This is a genomic window from Bradyrhizobium sp. UFLA05-109, assembly GCF_054185165.1.
In genome coordinates, this window is sequence record NZ_JBBIAR010000010.1 from 55,499 (window position 1) to 82,214 (window position 26,716).

Annotated in this window: 20 protein-coding genes and 2 pseudogenes; 10 read left to right on the forward strand and 12 right to left on the reverse strand. The window is 59.7% G+C overall.

The window, feature by feature from the left end; translation table 11 throughout:
- Positions 1-89: 89 nt before the first annotated feature.
- Positions 90-623 (reverse strand): annotated as a pseudogene (locus Q3C01_RS09320) (DUF2867 domain-containing protein).
- A 96-nt stretch (positions 624-719) separates the two neighbouring features.
- Here Q3C01_RS09320 and Q3C01_RS09325 point away from each other — a divergent pair.
- Positions 720-3,317 carry a mechanosensitive ion channel family protein gene (locus Q3C01_RS09325; RefSeq protein ID WP_458145022.1) on the forward strand — a complete coding sequence of 866 codons (2,598 nt, stop codon included), beginning with the start codon at positions 720-722 and terminating at the stop codon, positions 3,315-3,317.
- A 624-nt stretch (positions 3,318-3,941) separates the two neighbouring features.
- Positions 3,942-4,787, forward strand: coding sequence for an Npun_R2479 family HD domain-containing metalloprotein (locus tag Q3C01_RS09330; protein WP_458145023.1), 846 nt, complete (start codon positions 3,942-3,944; stop codon positions 4,785-4,787).
- Positions 4,788-5,241: 454 nt separating this feature from the next.
- Here Q3C01_RS09330 and Q3C01_RS09335 read toward each other — a convergent pair whose 3' ends face one another.
- Positions 5,242-6,417 carry a M14 family metallopeptidase gene (locus Q3C01_RS09335; protein WP_458145024.1) on the reverse strand — a complete coding sequence of 392 codons (1,176 nt, stop codon included), beginning with the start codon at positions 6,415-6,417 and terminating at the stop codon, positions 5,242-5,244.
- 203 nt (positions 6,418-6,620) lie between these two features.
- Positions 6,621-8,522 (reverse strand): adenylate/guanylate cyclase domain-containing protein, encoded by a 1,902-nt coding sequence (locus Q3C01_RS09340; RefSeq protein WP_458145025.1) that lies wholly within the window; start codon positions 8,520-8,522, stop codon positions 6,621-6,623.
- 118 nt (positions 8,523-8,640) lie between these two features.
- Here Q3C01_RS09340 and Q3C01_RS09345 point away from each other — a divergent pair, with 118 nt between their 5' ends.
- Complete coding sequence (locus tag Q3C01_RS09345) at positions 8,641-9,486, forward strand: YHS domain-containing (seleno)protein (protein ID WP_458145026.1); 846 nt, start codon at positions 8,641-8,643, stop codon at positions 9,484-9,486.
- Positions 9,487-9,793: 307 nt separating this feature from the next.
- Here Q3C01_RS09345 and Q3C01_RS09350 read toward each other — a convergent pair whose 3' ends face one another.
- The 3 genes from Q3C01_RS09350 to Q3C01_RS09360 all read right to left on the reverse strand — a co-directional run bounded on the left by Q3C01_RS09350 (position 9,794) and on the right by Q3C01_RS09360 (position 10,929).
- On the reverse strand, positions 9,794-10,039 hold the full coding sequence (locus tag Q3C01_RS09350) for a hypothetical protein (RefSeq protein ID WP_458145027.1): 246 nt from the start codon (positions 10,037-10,039) through the stop codon (positions 9,794-9,796).
- Complete coding sequence (locus Q3C01_RS09355; RefSeq protein WP_458145028.1) at positions 10,036-10,296, reverse strand: hypothetical protein; 261 nt, start codon at positions 10,294-10,296, stop codon at positions 10,036-10,038. Before Q3C01_RS09355 ends, Q3C01_RS09350 begins: the two co-directional genes overlap by 4 nt.
- Positions 10,297-10,611: 315 nt before the next feature.
- Entirely contained in the window at positions 10,612-10,929 is a 318-nt protein-coding gene (locus Q3C01_RS09360; RefSeq protein WP_458145029.1) for a hypothetical protein, read from the reverse strand.
- A gap of 163 nt (positions 10,930-11,092) precedes the next feature.
- On the opposite strand from Q3C01_RS09360, the pseudogene Q3C01_RS09365 reads away from it, so the two are divergent.
- From Q3C01_RS09365 to Q3C01_RS09375, 3 genes and pseudogenes are all read left to right on the forward strand, one after another.
- Positions 11,093-11,786: pseudogene (locus Q3C01_RS09365) on the forward strand (SOS response-associated peptidase).
- 1,081 nt (positions 11,787-12,867) lie between these two features.
- Positions 12,868-13,122: a PilZ domain-containing protein gene (locus tag Q3C01_RS09370; RefSeq protein ID WP_458145030.1), complete on the forward strand. Its 255-nt coding sequence runs from the start codon at positions 12,868-12,870 to the stop codon at positions 13,120-13,122.
- A 306-nt stretch (positions 13,123-13,428) separates the two neighbouring features.
- The gene (locus tag Q3C01_RS09375) at positions 13,429-13,602 is read left to right on the forward strand and encodes a hypothetical protein (RefSeq protein ID WP_458145031.1); all 174 of its coding nucleotides are present in this window, start codon (positions 13,429-13,431) and stop codon (positions 13,600-13,602) included.
- Between the two features lie 962 nt (positions 13,603-14,564).
- On the opposite strand, the gene Q3C01_RS09380 is transcribed toward Q3C01_RS09375, so the two are convergent.
- From Q3C01_RS09380 to Q3C01_RS09400, 5 genes are all read right to left on the reverse strand, one after another.
- Entirely contained in the window at positions 14,565-14,933 is a 369-nt protein-coding gene (locus Q3C01_RS09380; protein WP_458145032.1) for a VOC family protein, read from the reverse strand.
- A gap of 359 nt (positions 14,934-15,292) precedes the next feature.
- On the reverse strand, positions 15,293-16,300 hold the full coding sequence (locus Q3C01_RS09385) for an ABC transporter ATP-binding protein (RefSeq protein ID WP_458145033.1): 1,008 nt from the start codon (positions 16,298-16,300) through the stop codon (positions 15,293-15,295).
- A 79-nt stretch (positions 16,301-16,379) separates the two neighbouring features.
- Complete coding sequence (locus Q3C01_RS09390; protein ID WP_458145034.1) at positions 16,380-17,474, reverse strand: carbohydrate ABC transporter permease; 1,095 nt, start codon at positions 17,472-17,474, stop codon at positions 16,380-16,382.
- A gap of 83 nt (positions 17,475-17,557) precedes the next feature.
- Entirely contained in the window at positions 17,558-18,715 is a 1,158-nt protein-coding gene (locus tag Q3C01_RS09395; RefSeq protein ID WP_458145035.1) for a carbohydrate ABC transporter permease, read from the reverse strand.
- Between the two features lie 9 nt (positions 18,716-18,724).
- Entirely contained in the window at positions 18,725-20,200 is a 1,476-nt protein-coding gene (locus tag Q3C01_RS09400) for an ABC transporter substrate-binding protein (RefSeq protein WP_458145036.1), read from the reverse strand.
- Between the two features lie 263 nt (positions 20,201-20,463).
- Here Q3C01_RS09400 and Q3C01_RS09405 point away from each other — a divergent pair, with 263 nt between their 5' ends.
- Positions 20,464-20,685 carry an Lrp/AsnC ligand binding domain-containing protein gene (locus tag Q3C01_RS09405; RefSeq protein WP_458145037.1) on the forward strand — a complete coding sequence of 74 codons (222 nt, stop codon included), beginning with the start codon at positions 20,464-20,466 and terminating at the stop codon, positions 20,683-20,685.
- 106 nt (positions 20,686-20,791) lie between these two features.
- Here the strand turns inward: Q3C01_RS09405 and Q3C01_RS09410 are convergent, their stop codons facing one another.
- Entirely contained in the window at positions 20,792-21,961 is a 1,170-nt protein-coding gene (locus Q3C01_RS09410) for a saccharopine dehydrogenase family protein (protein WP_458145038.1), read from the reverse strand.
- A gap of 488 nt (positions 21,962-22,449) precedes the next feature.
- On the opposite strand from Q3C01_RS09410, the gene Q3C01_RS09415 reads away from it, so the two are divergent.
- The 3 genes from Q3C01_RS09415 to Q3C01_RS09425 all read left to right on the forward strand — a co-directional run bounded on the left by Q3C01_RS09415 (position 22,450) and on the right by Q3C01_RS09425 (position 26,255).
- Positions 22,450-22,764: a co-chaperone GroES gene (locus Q3C01_RS09415; RefSeq protein WP_458145039.1), complete on the forward strand. Its 315-nt coding sequence runs from the start codon at positions 22,450-22,452 to the stop codon at positions 22,762-22,764.
- Positions 22,765-22,854: 90 nt separating this feature from the next.
- A complete protein-coding gene (gene groL / locus Q3C01_RS09420) occupies positions 22,855-24,486 on the forward strand; it encodes a chaperonin GroEL (RefSeq protein ID WP_458145040.1) in 1,632 nt (543 codons plus the stop codon).
- A gap of 170 nt (positions 24,487-24,656) precedes the next feature.
- A complete protein-coding gene (locus tag Q3C01_RS09425) occupies positions 24,657-26,255 on the forward strand; it encodes an FAD-binding oxidoreductase (RefSeq protein WP_458145041.1) in 1,599 nt (532 codons plus the stop codon).
- Positions 26,256-26,716 lie beyond the last annotated feature (461 nt).

A 26,716-nucleotide genomic window follows, 5' to 3' on the forward strand; every position in this document is an offset into this window, starting at 1 on the left:
AATTGGTTAGGTCCGTTCCCCAGTGGCAGCGCTCCGGGCCGCAGGCGCCTAATGGCCAACTACAGCCAGTCGCGACCACCAAAGCATGCTTAAATCTTCATTGCTCTTGCCGCCTGTTCTAAACTAGCCCGCACAATCACGTGATGAAACGGTGCTATCGTCGTAAGATAGGTACGCCCCAGTCGGTTGTGGCAATGCACCACGGTACCCGCGACCAGTTCGCGCCCATTTGCTGCATCGGCGCGAAGTTGGATGGTGACGCGGAAGTCGAGATGTCAGTCGTCCGCGCCCACTACCAACTCCGTCGCGCTCTTTGACAGCACCGGGAAGAAGCCGACAACCGGCCCACGCGCCGCGGCGGCAAGACCGACGGCGCGCGACGATTTGACGGCGACTGTCGCCATCACCACATCACGGATACGAGTGAGCGCACGAATCCACCACGCCTGTCGCTCGAGCGCGGTGCGTGCCAGCACCTCCAGATCATCGCAGGCCCCCGCCGGCAGTTGAATTGCACAATTGTCAGGAGGCTGTTTATCGGTGCCATTCCAGTTTGGAAAGGAACAGGCCCCGCCGGGCTCAATCGATATTACGCAACACTGTGGCTGAACACGGAATCGCACATTTGAGCCATTGTCTGGCCATCAAGTTTTCGGAGACGGCTGAGCAGAATTGCCATCAGGATCGAGGAGTAACCATCGGATATGAGAGAGCAGCCGATGATCCACCGACTGTGGTTCGTAGCGTGGGCATTGAGCCTCTTTTTCCTGCTGGTAGCCGGCGCTCAGGCTCAGACCGCACAGGCGCCGACATCGCCTAATCCAGATGTGGCTTCGCACGCCGGTTCTCCGTCGGATGCGCAAGCCACCGCGCAACCAGCAAAACCGCCTGCCGCTCCGCTCAATACGGCCGAGATCGTCGCACGTGCCAACAAAAGTGTCGGCGTTGACATCGAGAAGCAGATCACGGGCTGGCAACAGGAGCTTTCGGGCCTGGAGAGCGACCTGCAAAAGCCGGGCTTGCGCTATTCGGAACTGAACGACTTCCGTGACAAGCTCCAGCGCGTTCGCGGCGAGATTGGGAGCTTCCGCACGCATCTTGAACCTGCACTCGCGGCCGCCAGGGACCAATTGGGCCTGCTCGGACCGGCACCGGCCACCGGTCAACCAACCGAGCCGGACGACGTAGCACGAATTCGAGCTGACCGGACCTACTACCTCGGAGTGTTGACTGGAGGCCAGAAAGAGATCGACTCCGCCAACCTGCGCATCGACAAGCTCATCGATACCATCCAGGACATCCGTCGAAAGAATTTCGCGACGCGCCTGTTGCAGCCGGTCCCTGGCATCTACTCGTCTGAGACCTGGTCGAGAGTGCCGGACTATGTCCCATTAGCCACATACCGCGTTCGCGGCATCATGACCGGCTGGTGGCGCAGTCTCGGCGATCAGGACGAGGTGTTGCTCGTCGTTTTCGAAGCCGGACTGCTCCTGGTCGGACTCACCATTGCCGCCTCCTTCGGAACCTGGCGGTTGCGCCGCCGGCCGTCCGAGGACGACGATCAGCCTTTCTGGCGGCGCGCTGCGGTCGCCGGCGCCATCGCCTTGCTGTGGATATTGCCGGCCGTGGTGCCGATCGCTTTCCTCTACGGGCTCGTCGCCGACATGCATGAATTGCCTAAACGCGTCGATTGGCTGCTGTACTCGACTGCGCAATCAATCATCACCGTTCTCGCAGTCAGCGTGCTTGTCATCAGCGCGTTCGCACCGAGGGTGTCGCATTGGCGGTTGATCCCCGTCTCAGATCGCACAGCACGTCGGATTTGCGGGCTCCTTGTGGCGCTCGCAATCGTGTACGGCGTGACCACGTTGCTCTACATGGTCACCCGCGTCGTGCAGGCCCCCTTTGCGCTGACGGTCGCGGTCGCACTTCCCTCGAGCCTGCTTGTGGCTGGAATCATCGTTGCCATCCTTCTTACGCCGCTGGAGGCGCAGCACCAGGACCGAACCCTCTCTCCGCGGCTGCTCGGCATGCTGCGGGTTCCTGTTTGGATTGCAGTCACTGCGATTGTCATATCTGCGCTTGCCGGGTACCTGGCGCTTGCTCGGTTTCTCGCGCAACAATTGGTCGTGACCGGCTCCATTATGGCGTTTGCCTACCTGCTGCTGCTGTGGGTCGATGGACTGATGCAGGGCTTGGGCGACGACCGCGCAGCGACAGGCCGCTGGCTCAAGGAAAGCTTTGGTGAGCAACACCGGCGGCACGAGCGGCTAGTTCTGCCGATCGGCCTGCTCCTCAAGGCTATTGTGATCATACTGTCCGTGCCCCTCATTTTGCTCCAGTGGGGTTATAGTTGGCCGGAAGTCTACGACTGGTACACGCAGCTCTTCTTCGGTTTCCGGGTTGGCAACACCCACGTATCCGTTGCGGTGCTCCTCGCGTCGATGATCGTGTTCGGGCTCGCCTATGGCGCTGCCCGACTTTTCCAGGGGTGGCTCGATGAGCGGGTCCTCAAGGCGGCGGGCATTTCGGGCGGCCTCCGCGATTCGATTCGTGTTGGAGTGGGATACGGCGGCGTTGTCATCGCAACGCTTGCGGCCTTCTCTTACGCAGGCTTCGACCTGTCCAGTCTCGCGATCCTGGCCGGCGCATTCTCCGTTGGAATCGGCTTCGGTCTGCAAAGCATCGTCAACAATTTCGTGTCAGGGCTGATCCTTCTGGCTGAGCGCCCCATCAAGGTTGGTGACTTGGTCGTCGTCGGAGGCGAAGAAGGTTATGTTCGCAAGATCAGCGTTCGTTCGACCGAGGTCGAGACGTTTGAGCGAGCGAGCGTTGTGATTCCGAACTCCTACTTCATCACGGAGAAGGTAAAGAACTGGACTTTACGCGACAACAAGCGTCGCATCGCGATCCCGGTTAGGGTCGCGAATGGCTCTGATCCGCGGGCGGTCAAATCGATTCTGCTCAAGGTCGCGCAGAACCATCCCAGTGTCCTGACACTGCCTGCACCGTCCTTCGATTTTGAAGATTTTGGGGTAGACGGCCTCACCTTCAAACTCTACGCCTTTGTCGATCTTAGCGCGGTGGGCAACGTGGCCGCTGATCTAAGGATCGCCATCCTGGAAGCCTTCCAGGAGGCCGGGATCACGATCCCGTCCCGGCAGGCGGAGGTCACGCTGCAGACCATCGACGTGTTGCGTGAGATGGCGCAATATCTCCCAAGTGACGCTCATAAGACAAGGGGCGAAGCCAAAGGGCCCGCTGCAGGGCAGCTTGCCAATCTGCCAAGACAGCCGACAAATCTCGTCAGACCCTAGGCTTGTTGGGAACGCAATCGAGACCTTGTACTTTTCGACGATAGACTCCGGGCTAACGCTGAAATTGTTGGAATGGCGTGGTGTCGCAATCGTGTGAGGTGCGGTTTGTGCCAGATCGCGCATCAACTGCGCCGTCACAGCAGTTCCAACCGTTCCGCACCGGATCAAAAGTCGCTGCCGCAAGGCGAGGCATGTCCGCTCCGCTTGAGCCCGATAGAACAAGTTATTCGTCCGAGACCGCTCTAGCGTTCAAGCTCGCAAGCGATTTCAACTTAGATGACGAACTGCAGAATGTAATTCTAGCCGTGTTTCGATCCTTCGCGTTTTCACACAGCCAAGGTCATTCGCGACCCGCCTGAGCGAGCAGCGAGTCAGGGTATGGTCTGCTAGGCCCCGATAGCGAACAAATCCCGCCTCACAACGAAATAACGCGATTGGCCAATAGCGGCATACCGCTGGGTCTGCGCGGCGCTCCGAGCCAATATCTCCCTGGTTTCGCGCATGCCGCGATTGATCCCCCTCTCAGGCCACAGTCGGCAAGGATACGGAAGGTGGCAACGAGATGCGTGCTCGTGACGGCGGGCTCGAACGGGAATAGCATCCACTCATTAGGGGGAGGCGACCATGTTCAATCCCACACAAATTGTCATCGAGGCATTTATCGAGCAGCTTCGGGAGGCATACGTTCAAAGCTATGGCGTCCTTGAGCCGGCCTATCCGGACATCATTGCATTCGTGGGGCGCCTCGCTCTAGAAAACATCGCCGACAGCGATGCAGCCTACCACGATATGAACCACACCATAATGGTAACGCTTGTGGGCCAAGAGATCTTGCGCGGGAAGCATACCAAGGAGGGCGGCGTTACGCCACACGATTGGCTCCACTTTGTTATTTCACTTCTTTGCCACGACATTGGCTATGTACGGGGGGTATGCCGAGGCGATCAGGAGGGGAAATATGTCTGCAACGAAAAAGGTGATCTCGTGCATATTCCCCCGGGAGCAACCGATGCATCTATGACTCCCTACCACGTGTCACGATCGAAACTCTTTGTCAGTGAGCGCTTCGGGAAAGCAAGCTTGACACATATCGATACGCTCGAGATCCAAGCCAATATTGAGCACACGAGATTTCCCCTGCCCGAACACGAACAGCATGCCAGTACGGCAGACTATCCCGGCTTGCTTCGAGCGGCGGATTTGATCGGACAACTAGCCGACATTAACTATCTCCGCAAAACGTCGGCATTGTTTGCGGAATTTCGCGAAACAGGCGTTAGTGAAAAACTCGGCTATCAAAGTTCAGACGATCTACGGGCAGCGTATCCGTCGTTCTTTTGGAAGGCTGTCCGTCCCTATATCGGCGATGCACTTAGGTACCTGAGGGTCACACAGGAAGGCAAGCAGTGGATCGCGAATCTTTATGCGCACGTGTTTTCGGAAGAGCACCGCGGAGCACTCGGGGCCTAGCTGGCCTAGCATGGGCCCGAGGCGCCACGACTTCTGGTGACTTCCGCGAGTTTCGTCACAATTCGGGCCGCTCGTCGAGAGCGCGCGCGAGTAGCTACGGTGGCAAGCTACAGATAGCACGACTTCGCGGGGATGAGCAGCTACGGCAGCTTGGTCTGGAGCTAGCCATAAAGGGCACGCTGTTCTGACTTCAGCTCCTCACCTCGCGCGACGATTGGCGGCCACGTCGCCATATCATTCGCGACACGCTTCTCGTCGGTTGCGGATTGGCGCCAGGAATGTCGACCACCAAGGCTTCACGTGCAGCACTGTCGACTTCGAAAATGCTGGGCCTCGCATCTTCGACGGCGCGATCGAAGCCAAGTTTCCGTTGGATGCGCTGCTTGTCAAAGTGGAATGGATGTCCGTCCGACAAACCGCGGGCCGCGCCACGGCCAATTCCAGATAGTCGCGCCTACTCCGGGTATAATTCAACCCCGCCCGAAGTCGGACGGTTGAAGAGAATGAAAGCAAGCACATTTCCGGGCTCTGAAGTGGCGTCGCTGCGAAGTCCGCCGATCTGACCATCGATCGGGCTTGTATATTCCGCGACGACCTCACCGAACATGTTGCGCTGGATCGCAATTTTTTGGCCCGATTTCACGTTGTCTGTCAGCTTCGTCAGATGCTCGACAATTCCGCCCGAGGTCGCAACAACAGGCGTGAGACCATTGCCTACGAAGACATTTGTATCGCGCCCCGTGCGTCCCATAGGGCTCTTGATGATACCGTGCAGCCTGAGCACGTTCATCGTGCCCTCCACGAAGCGAGGGATCATTGCCAGGTCGAGTCTTCGGCCACTGCCTATCTCCGGCGTGAACGCCGGAATGCCCACCTTGAACAGCGCGTCCGAGAGAAGCCCAGGATAGCCGGGGTTGTCAAAGATCTGGGAGATCGGGAAGAGTTCCGCCATGGCCTTGATCTCCGGGACGTCCATTTTCGCCAGGTGGAAGTCGGCGGCATCGAGGCCGGTCGCGCCGGTATGGAAATCAAGAACGTAGTCTGAGTTCGGACGGATCAGGTGATTGAACAGGAGACCCGCATGCCGCGCCGGCGCGCTCGGGGCGTTCTCGTCGCCAGGCCAAACTCGGTTCATATCGACCAGGTCCGCGCCGCGGCCGGAATTTGGCCAGCGTCGGTTCATACTTTCTATCGCCGGGCGCGAGATATCGAATATCGCCATGACGGCGCCGCTCATGGAGGCAGGGTCGAGGCCGTTGATGATGGCTTGCACCGCATAAATCGAGCTCATTTCATCGCCGTGGACGCCGCTCGTGAGAGTGATCCGTTTGCCTGGGCTCGTTCCGCGCATGACGGTGACAGATACAAGCCACGGCTGGCCTGATGGACTTTCGACGCCGCGGAAAAAGAGCCGATGAACCTTTCCCGCCTCGAGGTCGGCGATACCGAGCGCGCTGATTACCGGTTTTCCGTCCACAGTACTGCCGGTGTAGACCGTTCCTCCCGGCAGCTTGGTGGCGGCGGTTTGTGCCGCAACATTTGAAGCCATGACCGATGACGCAGCCCCCACGGCTGCAAGGGTAGTTGCACGCATGAAGTCGCGACGATCGGTGCTCCACTGATCTGTCATGGCATTGCTCCGGTTGATGCTGGCGGACCGCCCTTGCTGCGCGCAACGAGCATTCTGGAACGGCTCTATGGGTTTGTCGAACGACGGGCTCGCTGTAGCTCGGTATTGCCCCGGCTTGGTTTAGCGAGGGATCGGCCAATGGCAAGGAAGCAAAGATCCTGCTCTCAGAGCTGTATCGAATGATTTTCTCAGATGCGGCGATTTCAATGAAATCCGGCCTTTTTCAGCCCCTCCAGCATATGGTCGTGTGCTGCCTGCGTACCGAATTGCGAGGCGAACCGCTCAGCGTCTAGAAACGGCGCCATATGCATCGCCGCGCTCCGCTCTCGTTCGGCGTCCGGTCGTCTATCCAACTTTGCGTAGGCAGCCGCCAAAACAGACCGTCCAGTTACCTGGGTGTTACGTCCGAGACTTCCGGCAAGGGCACGGTCCAAGGCTTCGACGGACGCGCTGTACCGGTCGAGGAAATAATAGGCCGTACCGAGAAGAAAGGTCGCTCTGGCATTTGCGTTATCAAGGCGAAGGGCGCCTTCGAGCCAGGGCAAAGCCTCTGCGGCGCTGCCTGCCCACACCAGAATGTTACCCCGCATCGAAAAGCTCTCGGCATCACTCGGATTGATCTCGAGGGCACGATCGATCTGTCCTAGGGCGAGGTCAAAACGCCGCCTCGCCAAATGTACCTCGGCGAGCAGGCGGTAGGCGGTGGTCGATGCGGAGTCCAGCAACAGGGCTTTCTGTGCCAGCGTTTCGGCACGAGCGAGGTCCTCGGCGACAAATTCTGTCCATCCCGACGCCATCGCCTCGATAAGCGTCAAACCAAGTTCTGCGTAAGCAGCGGCGTAGCTCGGGTCGAGATCGATGGCGCGCTGGAACATGTCCTGCGCCTCATCGTTGCTGTCACGGGTCGCGCGCGAAAAGTGCTCGCGCCCGCGCAGGACATATTCATAGGCGGCCAGGCTCTCGGTGGGCTTGGCGAGAGCGCGGTCCCGCTCGAAGCGGGTGAGCTTCACTGCAGCCGCGCCGACCACGCGCTGGGCAATGTCCTCCTGCACAGCAAAGATGTCCTTAATCTCGGCGTCATACGCTTCGGACCAGACGTTTCGCCCTGTCGGAGCCTCCGACAGCGCGACGTTGACGCGAAGACGATCGCCAGCGCGGCGAACGCTGCCTTCAAGGAGGTAGCGAACGTCGAGCAGGCGCCCGATTTCGGCGGGCGACAGGTTTCGGTCCTTCAATTGAAAACTCGCGGATTTGGAGACGACGAGCAGGTTAGAGAAGTGACCGAGCGCGGTGATCACGTCCTCCGTAATCCCCGCGCTAAAGAAATCCTGGCCCGCGTCGGTCGATAGATTCTTGAAGGGCAGCACCGCAACCGAAGGGCGTCCGGCGAGACGATGCGGCGCAGCAAGGCCAGCGACTTCGACCGGCTTGGGCGCGGCCAACCCGAGCAGATCTCGGCCCGCACCCGTGTAAAGCGTCCATGCAACAAAGCTTGCTGCAAAGAGTGCGCAGGCCGCAGCTGCCGCGGCCAACAGTCTCCGCTGTTTTCCTATCCGACCTGGGACGGCAGACACGCCTACCGCGTAAGCGCGAACCGGCTCGGCGATATTCTTGACGCGATGGCTGCCGAGCGGATGGTAATCGAGAGCAAGCTTATTCCTGACCTGCTCGTAAACGGTGTGTGAGATGCAAATGGTGCCAGGCCGGGCGAGAGCCTGGAGGCGAGCGGCGATGTTGACGCCATCGCCGAAGATGTCGCCGCCATCGACGATCACGTCGCCGAGATTGACACCGATCCGGAGCTCGAGACGCCGGTCGGGTGGGATGGGGTCGTTGATGGCCCGAGACGCTAGTTGAATCTCGACGGCGCAATTTAGCGCTTCAACGACACTCGAAAAATCCGCAAGGAGACTGTCCCCCGCGGTGCCGACGATCCGTCCGCCGTAGGAGGTGATCAGCGGATCGACAGCGCGGCGAAGCTCTCCGAGCACTCGATGCGTGCCCGCTTCGTCCAAGCCCATCAGGCGGCTGAAACCGGCCACATCCGCATGCAGAATGGCGGCGAGTTTCCGATTCCGACCACCGAGTTCCAGGATCTTGGCCATCGGTCCTCGGGGAAAAAGGCAAGCCGTTGACCTAGCCGCAAACGGAGAGCAGTATATCAGCTTGGGTTCCGCATAGCCACGAAAACGAGTTGTGGCCGAGGGTGGTCCGGAGGAAGACGTGCAGACGGCTTCTTATTTTGGACTGAAGTGGAGCACAAAGCTGGTCGGGCTTCTGTTCGCGGCTTTCGTCGCCCGCACAGCGTGCGCGGATGAACCGAGGCTCTCGATTAGCGGCTACGACCCAGTCGCGTATTTTACTGACGGAAAACCCGTTCAAGGCAAGCCCGAGTTCGAGTATTCGTGGCACAGATTGCGCTGGCACTTTGTCAGCGGCGAGCACCGCAATCTCTTTGCGCGAGATCCGAATCACTACGCACCGCAATACGATGGCTACTGTGCCATGGGAATTTCGGACGGCGAGGCGGCGCACAAGGATACAGTTGATCCCGAAGCTTGGGCCATCGTCGATGGTAAGCTCTATTTGACGCGCAACCGCTATTGGATGCAGGTATGGCGCGAAAGCGCGAAAGAGCATATCCGCCAAGCCGAGCAAGATTGGGAGGTCGTCAAAGATTTGCCGGCACCGGAGATCGTCGGGCCGCCGTGCGCCGCTTCTCCGCCCACAACAAAGGTCGCGATGCGCGACGGTGGCTATTTGGTCCTCGTGGGCGGCCAGGTCCCGCGCGATGGGGCCGGCAATGTTGTGGGCAAAGGTGATCTGCAGGCACAGATCGAACAAGTTGGCAAGAACGTCGGTGCTTGCCTCAATGGCGGCGGCGCGACGGTCAAGGACATTATTTTTGCGGTCAGCCACGTCACACAGCCCGTCGAATTCGAGAAATACGCAGATTTGCGCCAGCGCTATTTCGGCGCGCCTTCGCCGAAGAGTACGACGGTCCCCGTGCCGCAATTGGAGAGCCCGGATTTTCTGCTGCAGGTCGAGGCCTTCGCCAAGATTCGATAATGCGTGGCCCAATTACATCTTCGTCCCAGGGCACCTAACGCCCGACCGCACAGGTTGGGGGAATAGTAGTGCCCGTTAGTTTTGCACGTTTTGGCGTCATTAGCGGACTGCTCGCAGAACTGTTGCGCGCGTTTATTGATGTCTGCACCTGGCCCTTCGCGACATATTGCACCGCCGCGCGAGCTTGACCGCTAACGGGACAAAGCGGACGTTGCCTTCATCGCCTCATGCCAACGGGTTTATAGGTACGCGGCCTGGTTCCTGGCCGGATGGCTCTGCCACCTACTTCAAAACCTGGCCTGCAGCTTTAGGCCTTGAGCAGCTGCACATAGGTCCCGCTCTCGTGCAGCTCCAGCCAGCCGCGGTCCACCGCATACTTGACGCCCGCACCAAACTCGGCGCCGCTGGCCTTCAGCGTGTAGAGGAATGGCGCGTTGATCTTCTCAATGTGGATGCGGCCGTCCTGCACAGGCTCGATGCTACTGGCGATCTCCACCAGCTTGCGGGCGGCAGCTTCCGGGTTGGCGAAAGCACGTTCGGCTGTGAGCTTCATGAGGTCGTTAGATGGTGGGTGATTCGGACGTGATCGAGCAAGGTGGGGATCATGATTATCTCGCCGCAGAAGCAGCGGGCAATCCCCTCTAGCCGCTGCGTCGGCAGCGGAAGCGCCAGGTCATGCATCCGGCCTTTCCATGCCGTCGAGTCGCGCTGGCGACGCCCAGCCTCGAAGTCCGCCTCCGTGCGCGTGTCTGCCAGATCCTGCCAAGGGGCTTGGAAATCGACGCGAGCTTCATCAATCGTCTCGGCCATGCCGCTGCGGTGCTCGCCGGGATCAGTGCCAGGATAGAAGCCGCAAGACCAACCCCACTGCGGGGCGGAGTTAGGGACCCCGGCGCGGCGCCCTATGACACCAACCCGGGCATCACCAAAGTAGATGAGCCACGTCTCGCGATGAGCGGCGGGTGAGAGCGGCGTGCCACAATCAAAGCGCCGCGATCGGCGGCTGGCAAATTATCAATCCATCGCGGGTCGGAGCGGCGCGAGACCACCGTCCATAGTGGATGTGGAAATGAGTTTCATCGTTGGCGGGCACGCTTTCGCGGCGGATTTTGGTGCAGGCATGCTTCAGTGCCGCATTGCCCTCTCAACAAAATCCAGCAGGGAGGGAGTCACGTCGCCTAGCTCGAGCAAACGACGGCGAAGCTCGTCAGCGATTTCCGCAGTTACATCGCGCGACCATCCCTGTGTCGTGTTGAAGACAATGATGCGAACAGGATGTTCGTACTGGCCTTCTGTCAGGTGCCGCAGAAGCGTCGCACGACCGGTGTCCTCTTCGGCTGTCTCGCACCAGGCGCGGCCAAGCCCGCCGCCAAAGTCCTCAAGCACAAGATAGACATCGCCGCGGGCTAACGCATTCGTCACTATTGAGGGGGAGCGTTTCAACAGACCTCCCAAATAACCACCTTCGGTTGAATATTGGAATTTAGAGCGATTGTGATCAAAAAGACTATACGCAAAAAGGAGTTAGCCAATTATTGGCGGGTACCTGCCATCGGTGCATTTCGCTGCAGAATGCCGGCCCGCCCGTCCCTAATAGATCGGTTCCATGTGCAATCTCTATTCGGTCACGACCAACCAAGAGGCAATCCGGGCTCTTTTCCGCGTGATCAACCGCTACGTCGGCAACCTAGCGGCCGATGCCCGGCGTCTTCCCAGACTACCCGGCGCCGGTCGTCCGCAACGCTGCGGACGAGCGCGAGATGGTTCTGATGCGGTGGGGCATGCCGCAACCACCGCGCACCGGCGGGCCGCCCATTTCCAACATCCGCAACGCGTCATCGCCGCATTGGCGGGGATGGCTGAAGCCCGAGAATCGTTGCTTGGTCCCGGCCAACAGCTTTGCCGAATACGCGCCGGAGCCGAACCCTGAGACGAAGAAAAAGGACGTGGTTTGGTTCTCGCTGAATGAGGACCGCCCGTTGTTCGCGTTCGCGGGCATCTGGGCCGAGTTCAAGGGTGACCGAGGCCCCAAGTCCAAGCCGATCCCGAGGCCGCATCTGGTCTACGGCATCCTGACGACCGCGCCAAACGCCATGGTCGAGCCGATCCATCCGAAGGCCATGCCCGTGATCCTGACGACTGACGAGGAGCGAGAGGTCTGGATGCGGGCGCCTTGGGATGAGGCAAAGGCGTTGCAGCGACCTCTGCCAGACGATGCGCTCAAGATCGTGATGCGCGGGGCCGATAAGGAAGATCGGCAGCCGCATAGGGCCTGTCCGGACCGTGGCTTCACCCGATAGTGCTGGTACCTAGGAACCGCACTAGCCGAATGGGGATGTTCGTCTATCGCGCCGAAACCCTTCGATCCGCTTGGTTCCGACGACTCTGCCGGGCCGCACGCTTGGCCACCCGGGCGTACTTACCGCCTTGCCAGACTCGGCCGTCCATCGCCGCGCGCCACACGGGCCGCCGGTGTTTGGGGAAAGCCTAACCGGCCGAGCCCGTAGTCCGGAGCTTCCGGGCCAGGCAGGCCATCCCCTCGGAAATACGGAAAACGTGCCAGCACTTCCATTGCTACTTCTCGATCATCATCGAAATGGCATGGCTGCGGTTCAGATGTCCGGGCGCACCAGAGCGATGTACGGGGCAACGAAATGGCGCGGCGAACAACGCCAGGCGCGAAACCACGAAAGAGAAATCGAATGCCCTGGTGAGGGATGTGATTCAGGTCACTGCCCGTCAGCGCCCGTCCAGCGGACTTTACCGTTACGGTTCGGGAGATGGTCCCGTGCCGTAGAAGGAGTAAGTCATGCCTACGATTATTGCTGCTGCGCATGCTAAACCGCATGAGTCACCTCGTGAGCTATTAGCGGATGAACTTGATCAAGCCGCCGGGGGCTTGGCGACTAAGGACGGGTGCGCATATTCCACCGCACATCCGTACTATGAGCTCATAATCGGTCCCATAACTGTCGTACCGGCAAAATAAGCCCAGCTTCGGTAACCTGCGGCCCCTCTCGCGAGGGGTCTGTTTTGGGTATTAAGCGATCGGCAGCGGCAGCTCGCATCCGGCGTCACCGCAAGCTGTGAGGTGCGGATGCGCAAGGAAAGACCCTGCCTCACGGCAATCGATGGTCGGTTCAAGACGAGAACACACCACCTACTGCCGCCGACGTCGAACTATCACGCGTGCTAATCCATGAAGCGCGGCCGCATCAGAAAAAATACGGAGAACGGAAAGCAACCATTAACGGTGAGCTAACGACTCCCTCCTAGATTTACGTGCGCTCGCGATGCCTACCGTGCAGCGCGTCAGTCAATACTAGTGCGACGGTTTGTTTTTATCGTTCCTTTTCTGTGACCGTATCCGGGTCGCTCATCATGGTTGAGACGCGAGTCGCTCCACGCTTTCGTGTGAGAAAGCCTGCCACGGTTGAGCGCTGGGGCTCGAAATTCGCCTGCACGATTCGTGATATTTCGATTACCGGCGCGGCTATCGAGTTCTCGGACCTAATTCGTTCGCTTCACATCCCGGACAAGTTCAATTTGATCATACCGGAGGACGGCTTGGAGTTGTCCTGTCACGTCGTCTGGCGGAAGGAATATCGCATGGGTGTAGCGTTCGACCAGGATTAGCCGAGCCGCTCGACTGACCCGCCTGCCGAATTAGTCATCCCCCGTAAATGTCCCAAGTGCTTGGTCCCGATAGATCTGGTAGCACTCAACCATGCGAAGCGGCAATCAACGACCGATCTGCGAGAAGTGCAAACGCGAGATGACTCGCGTTGGCGAGCTGCCGCCGATCGGGAATCGTGAGGCTGTGCGGGTCTACCGGTGTGTTCCTTGTAAGCTGATAGCCTCGGTGCCTCCTGCCCGGTAGTTCTAGTGGACGTAGGTAGTTGTGAGCTTGGTTTTTGTTTTCATCACGATCGAGCTTTTCCAATGAGCATCAAAGCCGTTATGGCGGAAGTCCTACAGGCCGAGCTGATGGCGCGCGGAATAGAGTCGCTGGCGCTGTCCGACTACGAACAGATTGTGGAGCGGCTGGTAGAGCAAATCAGCGAATTAGAACTGAAGATGGCGGCGCGGGGAATAACCGACAAGAACAAGCCGTGAGCGGCTGGCAACGACCATTTGACGACGCGATCGTTTGCCCAACGGCCAGGAATTGCACACCCTTGCACGACGCAACAACGTTCATCACACGTTGCCGTAGCGTGAACACGACGTGGCGGAATGGTTGGCAGCGATTGAAGCGCTGATACTTGTTGTGGAGAAGCGCGGCCGACGATGTTCGCGGGTCGGATTCAGCGCGCGTTGAATCTCGAGAAGAAGCCCGAAGAGCGGAAGAGGCGGACGCGGGGTTTACCGGATCCAGACTTGGTTTGTAGCCAGGACTGCTCGTCTGGATTCCGCAGAACGCGGAAGTGGTCTTTCGACGAATTCAAATACTGAGGGCGTGTACCTGGTCACGGCGCGTACGAGGTCCGCTGTGCCACCGATAGCGGCGCAATAGCGGACATCACCGAAGGTCCGGTCTGGGTCAGGCTCGGAAGTCTCTACCAGCGCGAACGAGTAACAACCGACTAGACCCAACACAGCGTCAGGTTAATGTCGGCTTCCGGGGATGGAATAGCTCTTCGACGGACTGTTTCGGGTCCTTGATCTGAGAGCGGTCCTTGCGATCGTTCTTTTGTGCTTCGAGCTTCTGCAGGAAACGGAAACGCGGCGATCGGGTCGCATGCCCTGATCGGCCGTGCTTGGTCATACCGAAGCCCTTTTGGCCGCTGTGCGTCATTTGGCGGTGCCTTGGCTTGGCCGCAAGCCCGGACGGGTGACGCCGGAAGACTACACCAATCCCTCAGACGAGCAAGTCGCCGAGGCTGGCTGATAAAGGCCTATGGTCCGCTACGGTGAAGGGCGGCGGTGGAAGCGACTGTGGACCGACGTCCGGCGTACCGCTGACAGCCGACGTGACGACCCATCATTGGCCTGTTCGGCTCCGGGCCAGGACCTGACTCACGCAATGCACAAGGAGAATGACTCGAGCACCTCAACGCTCAGCGGAGGGGTGAAGCTCACTGCGGGACGGTCATTAGTTCGAGCACATGGCCGTCAGGGTCGCGAAAATAGACGCCGCGGCCGCCATTCCAGTCGTTGAGCTTACCGTCGTCGAGGCTCCACGGTGCGCTGCCATAGGCGAGCTTCGCCTCGCGAATACGGCCGAAGATGGCATCGAAATCGGCATCGTTGACGTGGAAGGCGTAGTGGTGGCTCTCGAACTCCTCCTCGTCGTCGAAAAGGAGCGTGAGCGTCTCGTTGATACGTACCGGCGCGAAATGGCCGCCTTTCGGATCGGCATGGAGGTCAAAAATGCGCGCAAAAAATTGTGCCGCGGCCCTCTTGTCGCGAGCAGGGACGATGGTGTGGTTGAGGGTGATGGTCATCGGAAGACCTCTCGCTAAAGACGCCGAGACGTATCGGCATGCTCAAGACAATCCATAGATAGGTCTTGCAGGTTGTGGCGTGAAGGGGTCTCATTGCAGGATGCCATCACGACTAGAGTCTGGGATGATCCGGTCACTCGCGCTACTTTTGCCGGTTCGCCTGATGTCTGCTTATCCCCCAACGCGAAGGACGACGATGGTCACGTCTGGATAATGTCAGTGCCTGAAATAAGAAACGGTAGTCGCATCGAGAATCCACTTCTTTGGCGGGATATTTTAAAACACCAATTCAGATCTTGATCCGCAAGATATTGATCATCAATACGATGGTATCCTTGCGGGTGGAACCAAGCGTCCGCTCAGCGCACACGCAGGCCACTTTCAGCATCAAAAACGAATGTGCGTGATGGCGTGAGCGAGACACCGATGCGCTCGCCTTGCCTGCCAGCAAACTGCTTGGGGGCTTTCACGGCGATGAAGTCATTTTCGACCTTGACCGTCACAAGCGTGTGGTCGCCGATCAGCTCGTTGGCGTAGATTTCGCCCTTCAGATCGCCCTTGTCGTGCTCAACGATCGTGCAGTCTTCAGGCCGCACACCAAGGACAGCCCTGGCGATCCTGCCCGACACCGATGACACCAGCTGGGCTCCGTGGCCCATGAAGGTCCCGCCCTCCAGAGTTCCATGGATGATATTCATAGGCGGTGAGCCGATGAACTGGGCGACGAACAGATTGGCAGGATCGTTGTACGTGTTCACCGGCGTATCGAGTTGTTGCAGAACTCCCTTTTCCAGAATTGCGACCCGGTGGGCCAGGGTCATGGCTTCAATCTGGTCGTGAGTGACATAGATGGTCGTGATGCCCAACGACTGCTGCATGTGCTTCAGTTCGGCGCGCATGTGACCACGAAGCTTGGCATCGAGATTTGAAAGCGGCTCATCCATGAGAAACACCGACGGGCGGCGGATGATGGCCCGAGCCAGCGCCACTCGCTGACGCTGACCTCCGGATAGCTCCCGGGGGTAGCGGTCGAGCAGGGTCTGGAGTTGAACCTGAGCGGCGGCCTCCTTGATCGCGGCGGCACGCTCAGCTTCGGGAATGCGGCGAACCTTGAGGGGAAAGCCGATGTTCTCGGCCACGGTCTTGTGCGGGTAGAGCGCGTAGGACTGAAACACCATCGAGATGTCGCGGTATTTCGGCAAGATGTCGGTAACATCGCGGTCGCCGATCAATACGCGGCCGGCAGTGGCGGTCTCAAGGCCGGAGAGAATGCGCAGCGCAGTGGTCTTTCCCGAGCCGGAAGCGCCGAGCAGCACCAGGAATTCGCCCGGCGCGACGTCCAGATTGAATTCCTCGAGCACCTTCACGGAACCGAAATATTTCCGCACCTTGTCGAAACGGACCGGGACCTGGCGAGCGGCGCCCGAAATTGTCTTGTTCATCCGCTCATCCCTTGACCGCACCAAGCAAGACGCCCTTGGCGATATAGCGCTGCAACACCACAGCCATGATGATCACGGGAAGGATCATGATCATGATAATGGCACACATCTCCCACCAAAGAATGCCACGCTCGCCGGTGTTCTTGGCGGCAACCATGATCGGCATGGTCTGGGCCCGAGCGGTCGTGAGGAAGATCGCGAAGAGATACTCGTTCCAATTGAGAATAAGCGTCAGCAGGGTGGTTGCAGCGAGCCCCGGACGGGTCAAGGGCAACACGATGTCCCAGAATATCTCGAAGCGTGACGAGCCATCGAGTTGTGCCGATTCCTCCAGTTCAACGGGAAGGTTCGCGAAAAAGTCATGCATGAGCCAGACGACGATCGGCAGATTCGCGACCGCATAGACGATGATCAGCGCGAGGTGCGTGTCGATCATGCGGACGGACTGAAACATCATGTAGACCGGAATAATGACGACGATCGGTGGCAAGATGCGCTGAGATACGATCCAGAACAGAATGTCATCATTTCCGAGCGTGGACTTGAAACGCCACCGTAAGGCGCGGGCAAGAAGGAAAAACAGGGCGAGGGCAACTGAGCCTGAAATCGCCCAATGAACATCGAAATAGTTGGAAGCGACGATGGCCGACAGGGCCAGCAGCACAAACGCCACGATGTTCCCGAACTTCGGCTTGTAGCTAATGCGCGCCAGCGCGTAAGCCGCCATGGACCCGACCGCAATGCAAAGCGCGGTGGCGCCGAAGCTGATCACAAAGGAATTCGTATAGGCAAGGTAGACCTTGCAAATCTGCGGCTCCAGCTTTTCGATCTTCACGATCGGCGACACCATGAAGGCGAACAGATTGTTGACCAGCAGGAAAAGCTGGCGGCCGATCGAATAGGCATCGCAATAAGGGTCTGTTGCGAATTGTGCAGTCCAACCCTTCAGCGTCGGCTGGAAATCGACAAAAGGGATAAAGAACGGCCCGTTATTGACGGTCGCGGCATCCTTGAAGGCCGTAATGACCACCCAATAGATCGGAAAGAGCACGAACAATGACCAGAACAACAGGATGGCCGAGGCCACAAGGTTGGCCATAAGGGACATCTTGCCCACGGCAGGCGGTTCGAACAATCGCTGTCTGAAAGACCGGTGCCTGGAAATCTTGTAAGTCGCCCCGCTCATGCCCGCGCCCTGCGTATCCGTTTGACGACCACATAGTTGAAGAACGAGGAGCACACGACGACGGTCAAAATCAGGAGAAGATATGCCACGGCCGCGGAATCACCCATGTTATTTGCGCGCCAGAGAAACAGCGAATGCAGTGTCATTGACTCGGTTGCTATTCCGGGCCCTCCGGCTGTCATGATGTTTGGCAGATCCACGATCTTGAACGCCTCGATCATGCGAATAAGCATGACGGTTGCTGCGACTGGAAGAATCTGCGGCCAGGTGATTTCGCGAAAGATCTGGAAACTGGAGGCACCGTCGACCTGTGCGGCCTCGACATGATCCTTGGGCACGTTCTCCAGAGCGGCGAGCAGAACGATGAAGATGAAGGGGATCCATTGCCAGGAGTCCCCCAGGATTATAAACCAGCGAGCGGCCCAGGCATCGGTTGACCACGCCCAATTCCCGAGACCGATCAATTGCCAGAAGGGCTGGAACGGACCTTTGGTCACGTCCAGTATCATCTTGAAGGCATAGCCCACCCCGAGCGGGGTGATCATGAGGGGGATGAAGAACAGGATGCGGAAGAAATTCTTGCCGATAACGGGCTGCGAGCACAGGAACGCCAGCATCAGGCCGATGACGAACTGGACGGAGCAACCAACGACGACATAGAACAGGGTATTGAGCAGCGTGCCCCACTGATTGCCGGAGAGCAGGGTGGCGGCGAATAGAAGCGCAATGAACATGGCCATGGCTGCGCTGATCAACCGCCCGGCCAGGCCGACCCAGGTAGTTCCCCTGACGACGGCGCGATAGAGCCACCACAGCAGGGCGCCAGCAATCACGAGGGTGAATACCCAGCCGGCGATGCTCATGCTGGTGAAGCGGCCGAGGAAGTGAACCTGCTGGTTGCCGGTAAATTGGGCCGCGAAGTTCTCGAACCAGACCGTCCGGAATTTGAGACCGGTGGCCGAGAACCTGACATGACTGATCGCAAAGACGATCGTGTAGAAGGTCGGGAAGATCGCAAAGAGCAGGAGAAGTGTCACAGCGGGAGCGATGAAGAACGTTCTCGAATGGCGGTCAAACCACTCGCCCCAGCTTTCACCCCGAGAAAGGCCAGCCGGGGAAATCCCCGGCTGGCTCGTAGCGGTCCCATCAGACATCAGGCTCGCTCACTTTGCAGGTCCGACAGCGAGTGCCATCTGCTTGATCTGCTCGTCGCGGCCGAAGTCCTTGGTGATCTTTTCCCAACCGGCCTCGATGTTCTTCAAGGCCTCGTCCACAGTGATCTCGCCAGCCATATAGCGCGCCAGCTCGGTGTCGAGAACGACCCCGGTGTACTGCTGCGCACCCGGGATCTTGAGGTCCGAAGACATGTTCGGGTTGTTAAGTGCATCGTTAATGGCGCCCATGTAGTTCTTGGCAAGGCCCTCATCCATGCCTGATTTCACCCAAAGGTCCGTGCTCTTGAGCTGGCTGAGGCGGTAAGGGTTGAAGCCTGTCCAGCCCATGGTCACGTCGACGTTGGATTGCTCTTTCTGACTCATGAAAGACAGGAAGTCATAGGCCGCCTGCTTTACCTTGGGATCCGACTTGGCGTTGATGGCGCCGCCCCAGCCGCCAAAGGCCGAGAACGGAGCATAGTTGATGCCATCGATCGCATTCGGTGCAGACTCTTTGCTGACAGGAACAAGCTTGCCGGTCTTGCGGTCCAAAACTTCCTTCGAACCGACATTGGTGGCGTAGAGCTTGTTCTTGATCCCCTTTGCGTCGTCTTCGAGCTGCAGCGGACCCGGATCGCCCCATTCGATCAGGAGGCCGCAGCGGCCCGACTTGAACAAGGCGCGGGTGTCGCCGATGTCCATATTTAATTCTTCAGGCGGTCCGTATTTGCTTGTCTCCTTGTAGAGTTCAAAGGCCTTCTTCCAGCCGGCATTGTTGACAAGGGGCTTCATTGTGGCGTTGTCGAACTGAAAGCCTTGGGCCGTCCCCTGAGTCTGAACGATCGTCGAAGCGATCGTCTGTACGGCGAAATAGCTCTGCGCGTTCCGCTTCTTGAAGATGCAGGAGCCATAGCCCGGCTTGCCGTCGCCGCTCATGTCCTGACCGTTGATCGCCTTGGCGATGGCGAGATAGTCGTCCCAGGTCTTGGGCGGCTGCAGGTTGTTCTTTTCCAGGATGTCCTTCCGGTAATAGACCATCTGGAAGTCGCCATCGACCTGGATCACCATCGTATGCCCGCCGATCTTCTGGGCAAACTCGCGGAAATAGGGGGCGATGTCCTGGAGGTCGATCTTGCTGTCCTTCGCTATGTAGGGATCGAGGTTTTCGAGCAGTCCAGCCGCCGCGAGCTCGACGCCCCAGCCGGCGGCGAAGACGGCAACATCAATGGAATTCGTTCCCGTGGACCAGTCTTGCTGAACCTTCGGGAAGATCTCAGCATACGGCACTTCATTTACGATGATCTTGGCGCCCGTCAGCTTCTCGAATTCCTTGCCGCGCTGGGACACTGCGCCGGCGATGACGGGTCCCGGGCGCGTCAGGATGTTGATCGTAATGCCGTCATACTGGCCGGCACCGGCGATGCCCGACCACCCGCACAAGGCGACAGCCGACGCGGCAGTTGCCGCAAGCTTTCGAATGTCCATAGGTCCCTCCCGTGTACATTTGATTGAAGTGCCGAGCCTGAGCCCACGCAATCCGTAACCCTACAGCATTTCGCTATCCGGAAAAGCCTGTGCATTCCTAATATGGTGGTTGGCGTACCATCCCGGCGGCCTGGAGCTGGTGTGCAAGCGCAGCAGGACCGAGTGCGGGCATGGTCATCAGCACCGCGGCCGCCGAGAAATGATCCTCGGACCTCGCCGCCAACCTGGGCCTCCTTCATCAGCAACTGGCCAACCAACCGCCATTGAGGAAGTGCTGGCGTTTCGGACAACTGCTTGCCGATTTTCCCGAAGTCATCGAAGCCTATCTCACCGCCGGCGATTGCGATTACCTCGTCAAGGTGGCGTCGAAGGCACCGCGGGCTACGAGTGCTTCCTGCGTGAAAAGGCATCCGCTACAGCAGGTCGTCATTCATACTTCAGCGCGCGGCTGGACCGCATTCTGCACCAACGCCACACCGCGATGAGCGAGCAGCCAGAAGCGGCCATTGAACCGGATTTCAGGATCGCGTCGCATTTTCGTTGGTTACGATCCACGCAATCCACCACGCCGCTGCAGTTCTGAGTATCACCTCAACGCGCGCTGAAGGTAAGGCCGGCGCGCTCCTCCAGACGCTTGCGCAACGCCGGGCCCATCAGCGCGCCCGGCGTCCAGATGCCACCCTCGCCCTCCACATCGCGCACGAGGCAGAGAGCGCTCTCCGTGATCATCTTGCTGGTCGAGCCGTAACCCGGATCTCGGTCGCCCAAGACGACCGCCTCGACGTGTCCGCCGTCCGGTAGCTCGCCCAGGAAGAGGATGTCGTAGAAGCCCTTCTCGCGCTCTTCCCGAGTGGGGCCGGCGCCGGGTTTGAGACCGCCGGTCCGGAACAGGGAAACCATCGTGACAAAGGTCTCCGTTGTCACGTGGGCGATTTCCCCAAATCCCGGCGCGACCATCATCTCGTCGTAAACGAAGTCGGTGCCGTAGGGATGACCCAAAAGGAAATTTGTGCGGTGCACGTTCTTGGTGTTGATCGGCGCCATTGGGAATGGCACGAGCCACACCCTAGTGCCGGGGTCGTATTCGGGGATGAGGCCCGACGGTTGAGACGGCCCGGTAAACCCGGGCGTCAACGCGAAGGGATCACTCAACAGACGGATCAGGGTCGGGTCGCGTGCCGCGGAGGCCAATGTCGCCTGAGCACTTGCCGCGGTGCCGCCAGATATGCTGCCTCTCACCTTGCGCAAGCGGGCCTTGACCCGCCGTGCAGAGCGTCCGAATTTCTCGCGCGCCTTCTCCTGCAACGTGAGCACGCCGAGATCGAACGGGATGGAATCGAAGCCGCAGGAGAAGACGATGCGCGCGCCGGTTCGTTTCGCCTCTTCGTGATGGGCGTCGATCATGCGCCGCATCCAAACCGGCTCGCCGCACAAATCAACATAGGCTGTTCCCGTGGCAGCGCAGGCCGCCACGAGCTCGGGGCCGTAGAGCTGATAAGGCCCGACCGTCGTGATGATTACGGCCGCACGCTCGCACATCGAACGCAGGCTGGCCGGCTCGGCGGCATCCGCCGTGACCAACGGCAAATCGTCCAGTGCGCCGATATCGGCGCGCACCTTCTGGAGCTTGTCGGTCGAGCGACCCGCGATCGCCCAGGATGGCGCATCGTCGCCGCGATAGGACGTCGCCAGATATTCGGCGATGAGGCGGCCGGTGTAGCCCGTCGCGCCATAAACGATGAGGTCGAAGTCCCGCTTCACGACGTTGATCCTCCTCGCGACCCCGCAGCGCAAACTTCAGATCTGTATGTAGTCGTACGCTTCGCGGCCACTGTCGTCAGGGGCCGTGCAACATGCGCTACCACACGGGGCGCTAACCCTGATTGGACCGGCCTTCCGTCGGCAGGATCGCACCGGCTTGCCTGGCGCACTCATTCGATAAGCAGAGCTGAGCCCAGGGTCCGCCGCTTCATTGAACCGTCCCCTCGGTAACGGAGGATACCACGTTCCCGCCCTTGAGTGCGCAACGTCCGGATGGGGTCAATCGCGTCGCTTTTGGCCCGGTTGCCGGATGTCTGCTTGCTCCCTGACCGCGGCGGGATAGCGGACATGCCAACCGCTGTTTGGGCCAACAGGCGACATGGGTCGAAACCCTTGCGCCCAAGTGTCACAGGCTTATGTGAGGAGCGGCGATCACTGGCTCATTGCGACGGCCAATCCAGCAACAATCACTAAAGAGGGAGGATCGCATGAAATTCCGTCCGCTTCACGACCGCCTCGTGGTCAAGCGCATCGAGGCCGAACAGAAGACCGCTGGGGGCATCATCATTCCCGACACGGCCAAGGAGAAGCCCTCCCAGGGCGAAGTGATCGCCATCGGCCCCGGCGGCCGCGACGAGAGCGGCAAGCTGATCCCGATCGACGTCCAGGTCGGCGACCGCGTGCTGTTCGGCAAGTGGTCGGGCACCGAGGTCAAGATCGACGGCCAGGAGCTGTTGATCATGAAGGAAAGCGACATCATGGGTGTTCTCACCGACGTCGCCGGCGCCAGGAAGGCGGCCTAACGCTGACCGCCGCAAATGCTCACCCCTGAGGAGCGCCTGCCTATGCTGCCTCGCAGGTGAGAGACGAATTTCAATTCGGGGAGGACAAATATGTCAGCTAAGGAAGTCAAATTAGGGGTCGATGCCCGCGACCGCATGCTCCGCGGTGTCGAGATCCTCGCCAATGCCGTGAAGGTCACGCTCGGTCCAAAGGGCCGCAACGTCGTCCTCGACAAGTCGTTCGGCGCGCCCCGCATCACCAAGGACGGCGTTGCCGTCGCCAAGGAGATCGAACTCGAGGACAAGTTCGAGAATATGGGCGCGCAGATGGTGCGGGAAGTGGCGTCGAAGGCGGCGGATGCCGCCGGCGATGGCACTACCACCGCGACCGTGCTCGCCGCCGCGATCGTCCGTGAAGGCGCCAAATCGGTTGCCGCCGGCATGAACCCGATGGACCTCAAGCGCGGTATCGACCTCGCGGTCGACGCCGTCGTTGCGGACCTCGAGAAGAACTCCAGGAAGGTCACCTCGAACGAGGAGATCGCCCAGGTCGGCACCATCTCCGCCAATGGCGATGCCGAAGTAGGCAAGTTTCTCGCCGATGCCATGAAGAAGGTCGGCAACGAGGGTGTCATCACCGTCGAGGAAGCCAAGTCACTCGAGACCGAGCTCGACGTCGTCGAGGGCATGCAGTTCGACCGCGGCTATATCTCGCCCTACTTCGTTACCAATGCCGACAAGATGCGCGCTGAAATGGAAGACGCCTACATCCTGATCAACGAGAAGAAGCTCTCCTCGTTGAACGAGATGTTGCCGCTGCTCGAGGCCGTGGTGCAGACCGGCAAGCCGCTGGTCATCGTGGCTGAAGATGTCGAAGGCGAGGCGCTCGCGACCCTCGTCGTGAACCGTCTGCGCGGCGGCCTGAAGGTCGCGGCCGTCAAGGCTCCGGGCTTCGGCGATCGCCGCAAGGCCATGCTCCAGGACATCGCGATCCTGACCGGCGGCCAGGCGATTTCGGAAGATCTCGGCATCAAGCTTGAGAACGTCACGCTCAACATGCTCGGCCACGCCAGGAAGGTGATGATCGACAAGGAGAACACCACGATCGTCAACGGCGCCGGCAAGAAGGCCGACATTGAGGCGCGCGTGGCCCAGATCAAGGCGCAGATCGAGGAGACCACCTCGGACTACGACCGTGAGAAGCTCCAGGAGCGTCTCGCCAAGCTCGCCGGCGGCGTCGCGGTGATCCGCGTCGGCGGCGCGACCGAGGTCGAGGTCAAGGAGCGCAAGGATCGCGTTGATGACGCAATGCATGCGACCCGCGCCGCGGTCGAGGAAGGCATTGTCCCGGGCGGCGGCGTCGCCCTGCTTCGTGCCTCCGTGCATCTCAAGGGTCTGCGCACCAAGAACGACGACCAGAAGACCGGCGTCGAGATCGTGCGCAAGGCGCTGTCCGCGCCGGCCCGCCAGATCGCGATCAACGCCGGTGAAGACGGCTCGGTGATCGTCGGCAAGATCCTGGAGAAGGATCAGTATTCGTTCGGCTTCGACAGCCAGACCGGCGAGTACGGTAATCTCGTCACCAAGGGCATCATCGACCCGACCAAGGTGGTTCGCGTCGCGATCCAGAACGCAGCCTCGGTCGCGGCGCTTCTAATTACCACCGAAGCCATGGTCGCCGAGCTGCCGAAGAAGGCCGGAGCCGGACCCGCCATGCCCCCGGGCGGCGGCATGGACTTCTGAATCCAACCGTTCGGCGCTCAAGAAAAAAGGGCCCAGCAGCGATGCCGGGCCTTCACGTTCTGCCTTGGAAGCGTATCGTTTCGATCGACCGAGGTCGCCTTCAGCGGCCCCGTGGTTCAGAAGTTTCTCTTCGATCTCAGAAACTCTCAAAGAACCGGGAGGGACCCCTCATGGAGGACGCAAGGCTGAAATATTACGGGTGGGGCCGCGAAGGAGAAGGTATGAGCGCAGAGGAGCGAAAGTTTGTTCTCGGCCGCTATCATGCGAAGTTTGGAGCTGGCGAGTTCGATACGATCGTAGTCCCGCGCCTCGAAGACCTCTCCCTGCGGGAGCCGCGCGTGCTGCCGCCGGCTTCGCTGTCACCCTTCTGCACGGCGGAACGCTACGATCGCGCCGCGCACACCTATGGCAAGTCATATCCGGACTACGTCAGAGCGATGCTCGGCAACTACGATTGTGCGCCCGACGTCGTGGCCTATCCGCGCAATGAGGCGGAGATTTCCGCCGTGATGGACTGGGCGGGTTCTGTCGGTGCTTCGCTGACGCCTTTCGGGGGCGGATCCAGTGTCTGCGGCGGAGTCGAGCCGCGGGTTGACGGCATCAAGCATAAAGCTGCCGTTACCCTCGACCTGCGTAATCTCGCTAAAGTCGTCGAAGTGGATCCGGTTTCTCGCGCTGCATTGATTGAAGCCGGCACCTGTGGCCCATCTTTGGAAAACCAGCTCAAGCCCCATGGCTTCACGTTGCGGCACTTCCCGCAGAGTTTTGAATACTCGACGCTCGGCGGCTGGATTGCGACCCGATCGGGCGGCCATTTCGCCAGCCTTCACACTCACATCGACGATTTCGTCGAAAGCCTGCGCGTCGTGACGCCGGCTGGCGTGGTCGAAACGCGCCGGCTTCCCGGGTCGGGTGCGGGTCCCAGTCCCGACCGGATGTTCATCGGCTCGGAAGGAATTTTGGGTGTGATTTCGCGCGCCTGGATGCGATTGCAGCCCCGTCCAAAATTCCGCGCCGGCGCATCCGTTCGTTTTCCGTCGTTCTTCGATGCTGCGCGCGCCGTGCGCGCAGTCGCGCAAGCGGGCCTCTATCCATCAAATTGTCGGATCCTGGACTCACAGGAGGCCTTCAACACCGGTGCAGCCGATGGGAGCGTTGCCATCATGGTGCTCGCCTTCGAGTCGGGCGATCATCCGATGGACGCCTGGATAGCGCGCGCGCTGGAATGCTGCACCGACCATCGGGGAACGCCGGAGCCGGCAGAGGCGGGCGGCGCACATCTGGAAGGTGCGGCGGGCGTCTGGCGCAACGCATTCATTCGGATGCCCTATGCGCGCGAATTTCTGACGCCCGCAGGGCTTGTCAACGATACGTTCGAGACTGCCATCACCTGGGATCAGTTCGAAGGCTTTCACGACAACGTCAAAGGGGCGACCGAGCGCGCCATTCTTGAAGCAACTGGCGTCAGGGGTGAAGTGACTTGCCGTTTCACTTACGTCTACCCGGACGGGCCTGCACCCTATTTCACTTTCCATGCTCTTGGTCGCCACGGCGGACTTCTCGAGCAGTGGCAGGCGATCAAGAAAGCGGCAAGCGACGCGCTGATTGCGGCAGGTGGCACAATCACGCATCATCATGCCGTCGGCCGCGATCACAGGCCGTGGTACGACCGGCAACGGCCGGAACTTTTCGCAGCCGCATTGCGGGCGGCCAAGCGGGAACTGGATCCGCAGTGCCTACTCAACCCGGGCGTCCTGATTGATCCGTAGACGTATTCTGGCGAAAGCAACCGCTTGGCGCCTTGCGGGACTCTGTGTAGCCAGGTCTTAAGGACGCTTTGCGCGAATTTGCATGACGCGGCGTCGCGGAAAGGCAGCTCCTGGCGCAAACCGGACTTTTTGCGCGAGCCATACGTCGGTGGTCGACGGGGAATTGTTGATGGTTGACGGTACGGGCGGAAAAAAAGGCTGGCCAAGTGGAGGCCCTTCCGACCAAGCATACGCCCACTGCGTCGATTGACTCCGATACTTGCCGAAGTACCCATTTCTCCGATCCGCGCAAATTTTCCTGTGAATTCAAGACCGAAGAATTAGAGCGGGCATACCGTCGGGATCTGACCGTCAGCTTTGTCAATTTGTGCTTGGAAATCAACGCGGAAATATCGTCCAAAATGATTGAGTGGGAGTAGTGCCCTCGGCGGTTATCAGCCAGATTGGCGTAGGTTCATTCG

Excerpts from the sequence above, each read along its gene's own strand:
- Q3C01_RS09325 (WP_458145022.1), top strand. The coding sequence starts at position 720 with ATGATCCACCGACTGTGGTTCGTAGCGTGGGCATTGAGCCTCTTTTTC.
- Q3C01_RS09330 (WP_458145023.1), top strand. The coding sequence starts at position 3,942 with ATGTTCAATCCCACACAAATTGTCATCGAGGCATTTATCGAGCAGCTT.
- Q3C01_RS09335 (WP_458145024.1), bottom strand. The coding sequence starts at position 6,417 with ATGACAGATCAGTGGAGCACCGATCGTCGCGACTTCATGCGTGCAACT.
- Q3C01_RS09340 (WP_458145025.1), bottom strand. The coding sequence starts at position 8,522 with ATGGCCAAGATCCTGGAACTCGGTGGTCGGAATCGGAAACTCGCCGCC.
- Q3C01_RS09350 (WP_458145027.1), bottom strand. The coding sequence starts at position 10,039 with ATGAAGCTCACAGCCGAACGTGCTTTCGCCAACCCGGAAGCTGCCGCC.
- Q3C01_RS09355 (WP_458145028.1), bottom strand. The coding sequence starts at position 10,296 with ATGGCCGAGACGATTGATGAAGCTCGCGTCGATTTCCAAGCCCCTTGG.
- Q3C01_RS09370 (WP_458145030.1), top strand. The coding sequence starts at position 12,868 with ATGGTTGAGACGCGAGTCGCTCCACGCTTTCGTGTGAGAAAGCCTGCC.
- Q3C01_RS09375 (WP_458145031.1), top strand. The coding sequence starts at position 13,429 with ATGAGCATCAAAGCCGTTATGGCGGAAGTCCTACAGGCCGAGCTGATG.
- Q3C01_RS09380 (WP_458145032.1), bottom strand. The coding sequence starts at position 14,933 with ATGACCATCACCCTCAACCACACCATCGTCCCTGCTCGCGACAAGAGG.
- Q3C01_RS09390 (WP_458145034.1), bottom strand. The coding sequence starts at position 17,474 with ATGGCCAACCTTGTGGCCTCGGCCATCCTGTTGTTCTGGTCATTGTTC.
- Q3C01_RS09395 (WP_458145035.1), bottom strand. The coding sequence starts at position 18,715 with ATGTCTGATGGGACCGCTACGAGCCAGCCGGGGATTTCCCCGGCTGGC.
- Q3C01_RS09400 (WP_458145036.1), bottom strand. The coding sequence starts at position 20,200 with ATGGACATTCGAAAGCTTGCGGCAACTGCCGCGTCGGCTGTCGCCTTG.
- Q3C01_RS09415 (WP_458145039.1), top strand. The coding sequence starts at position 22,450 with ATGAAATTCCGTCCGCTTCACGACCGCCTCGTGGTCAAGCGCATCGAG.
- groL (WP_458145040.1), top strand. The coding sequence starts at position 22,855 with ATGTCAGCTAAGGAAGTCAAATTAGGGGTCGATGCCCGCGACCGCATG.
- Q3C01_RS09425 (WP_458145041.1), top strand. The coding sequence starts at position 24,657 with ATGGAGGACGCAAGGCTGAAATATTACGGGTGGGGCCGCGAAGGAGAA.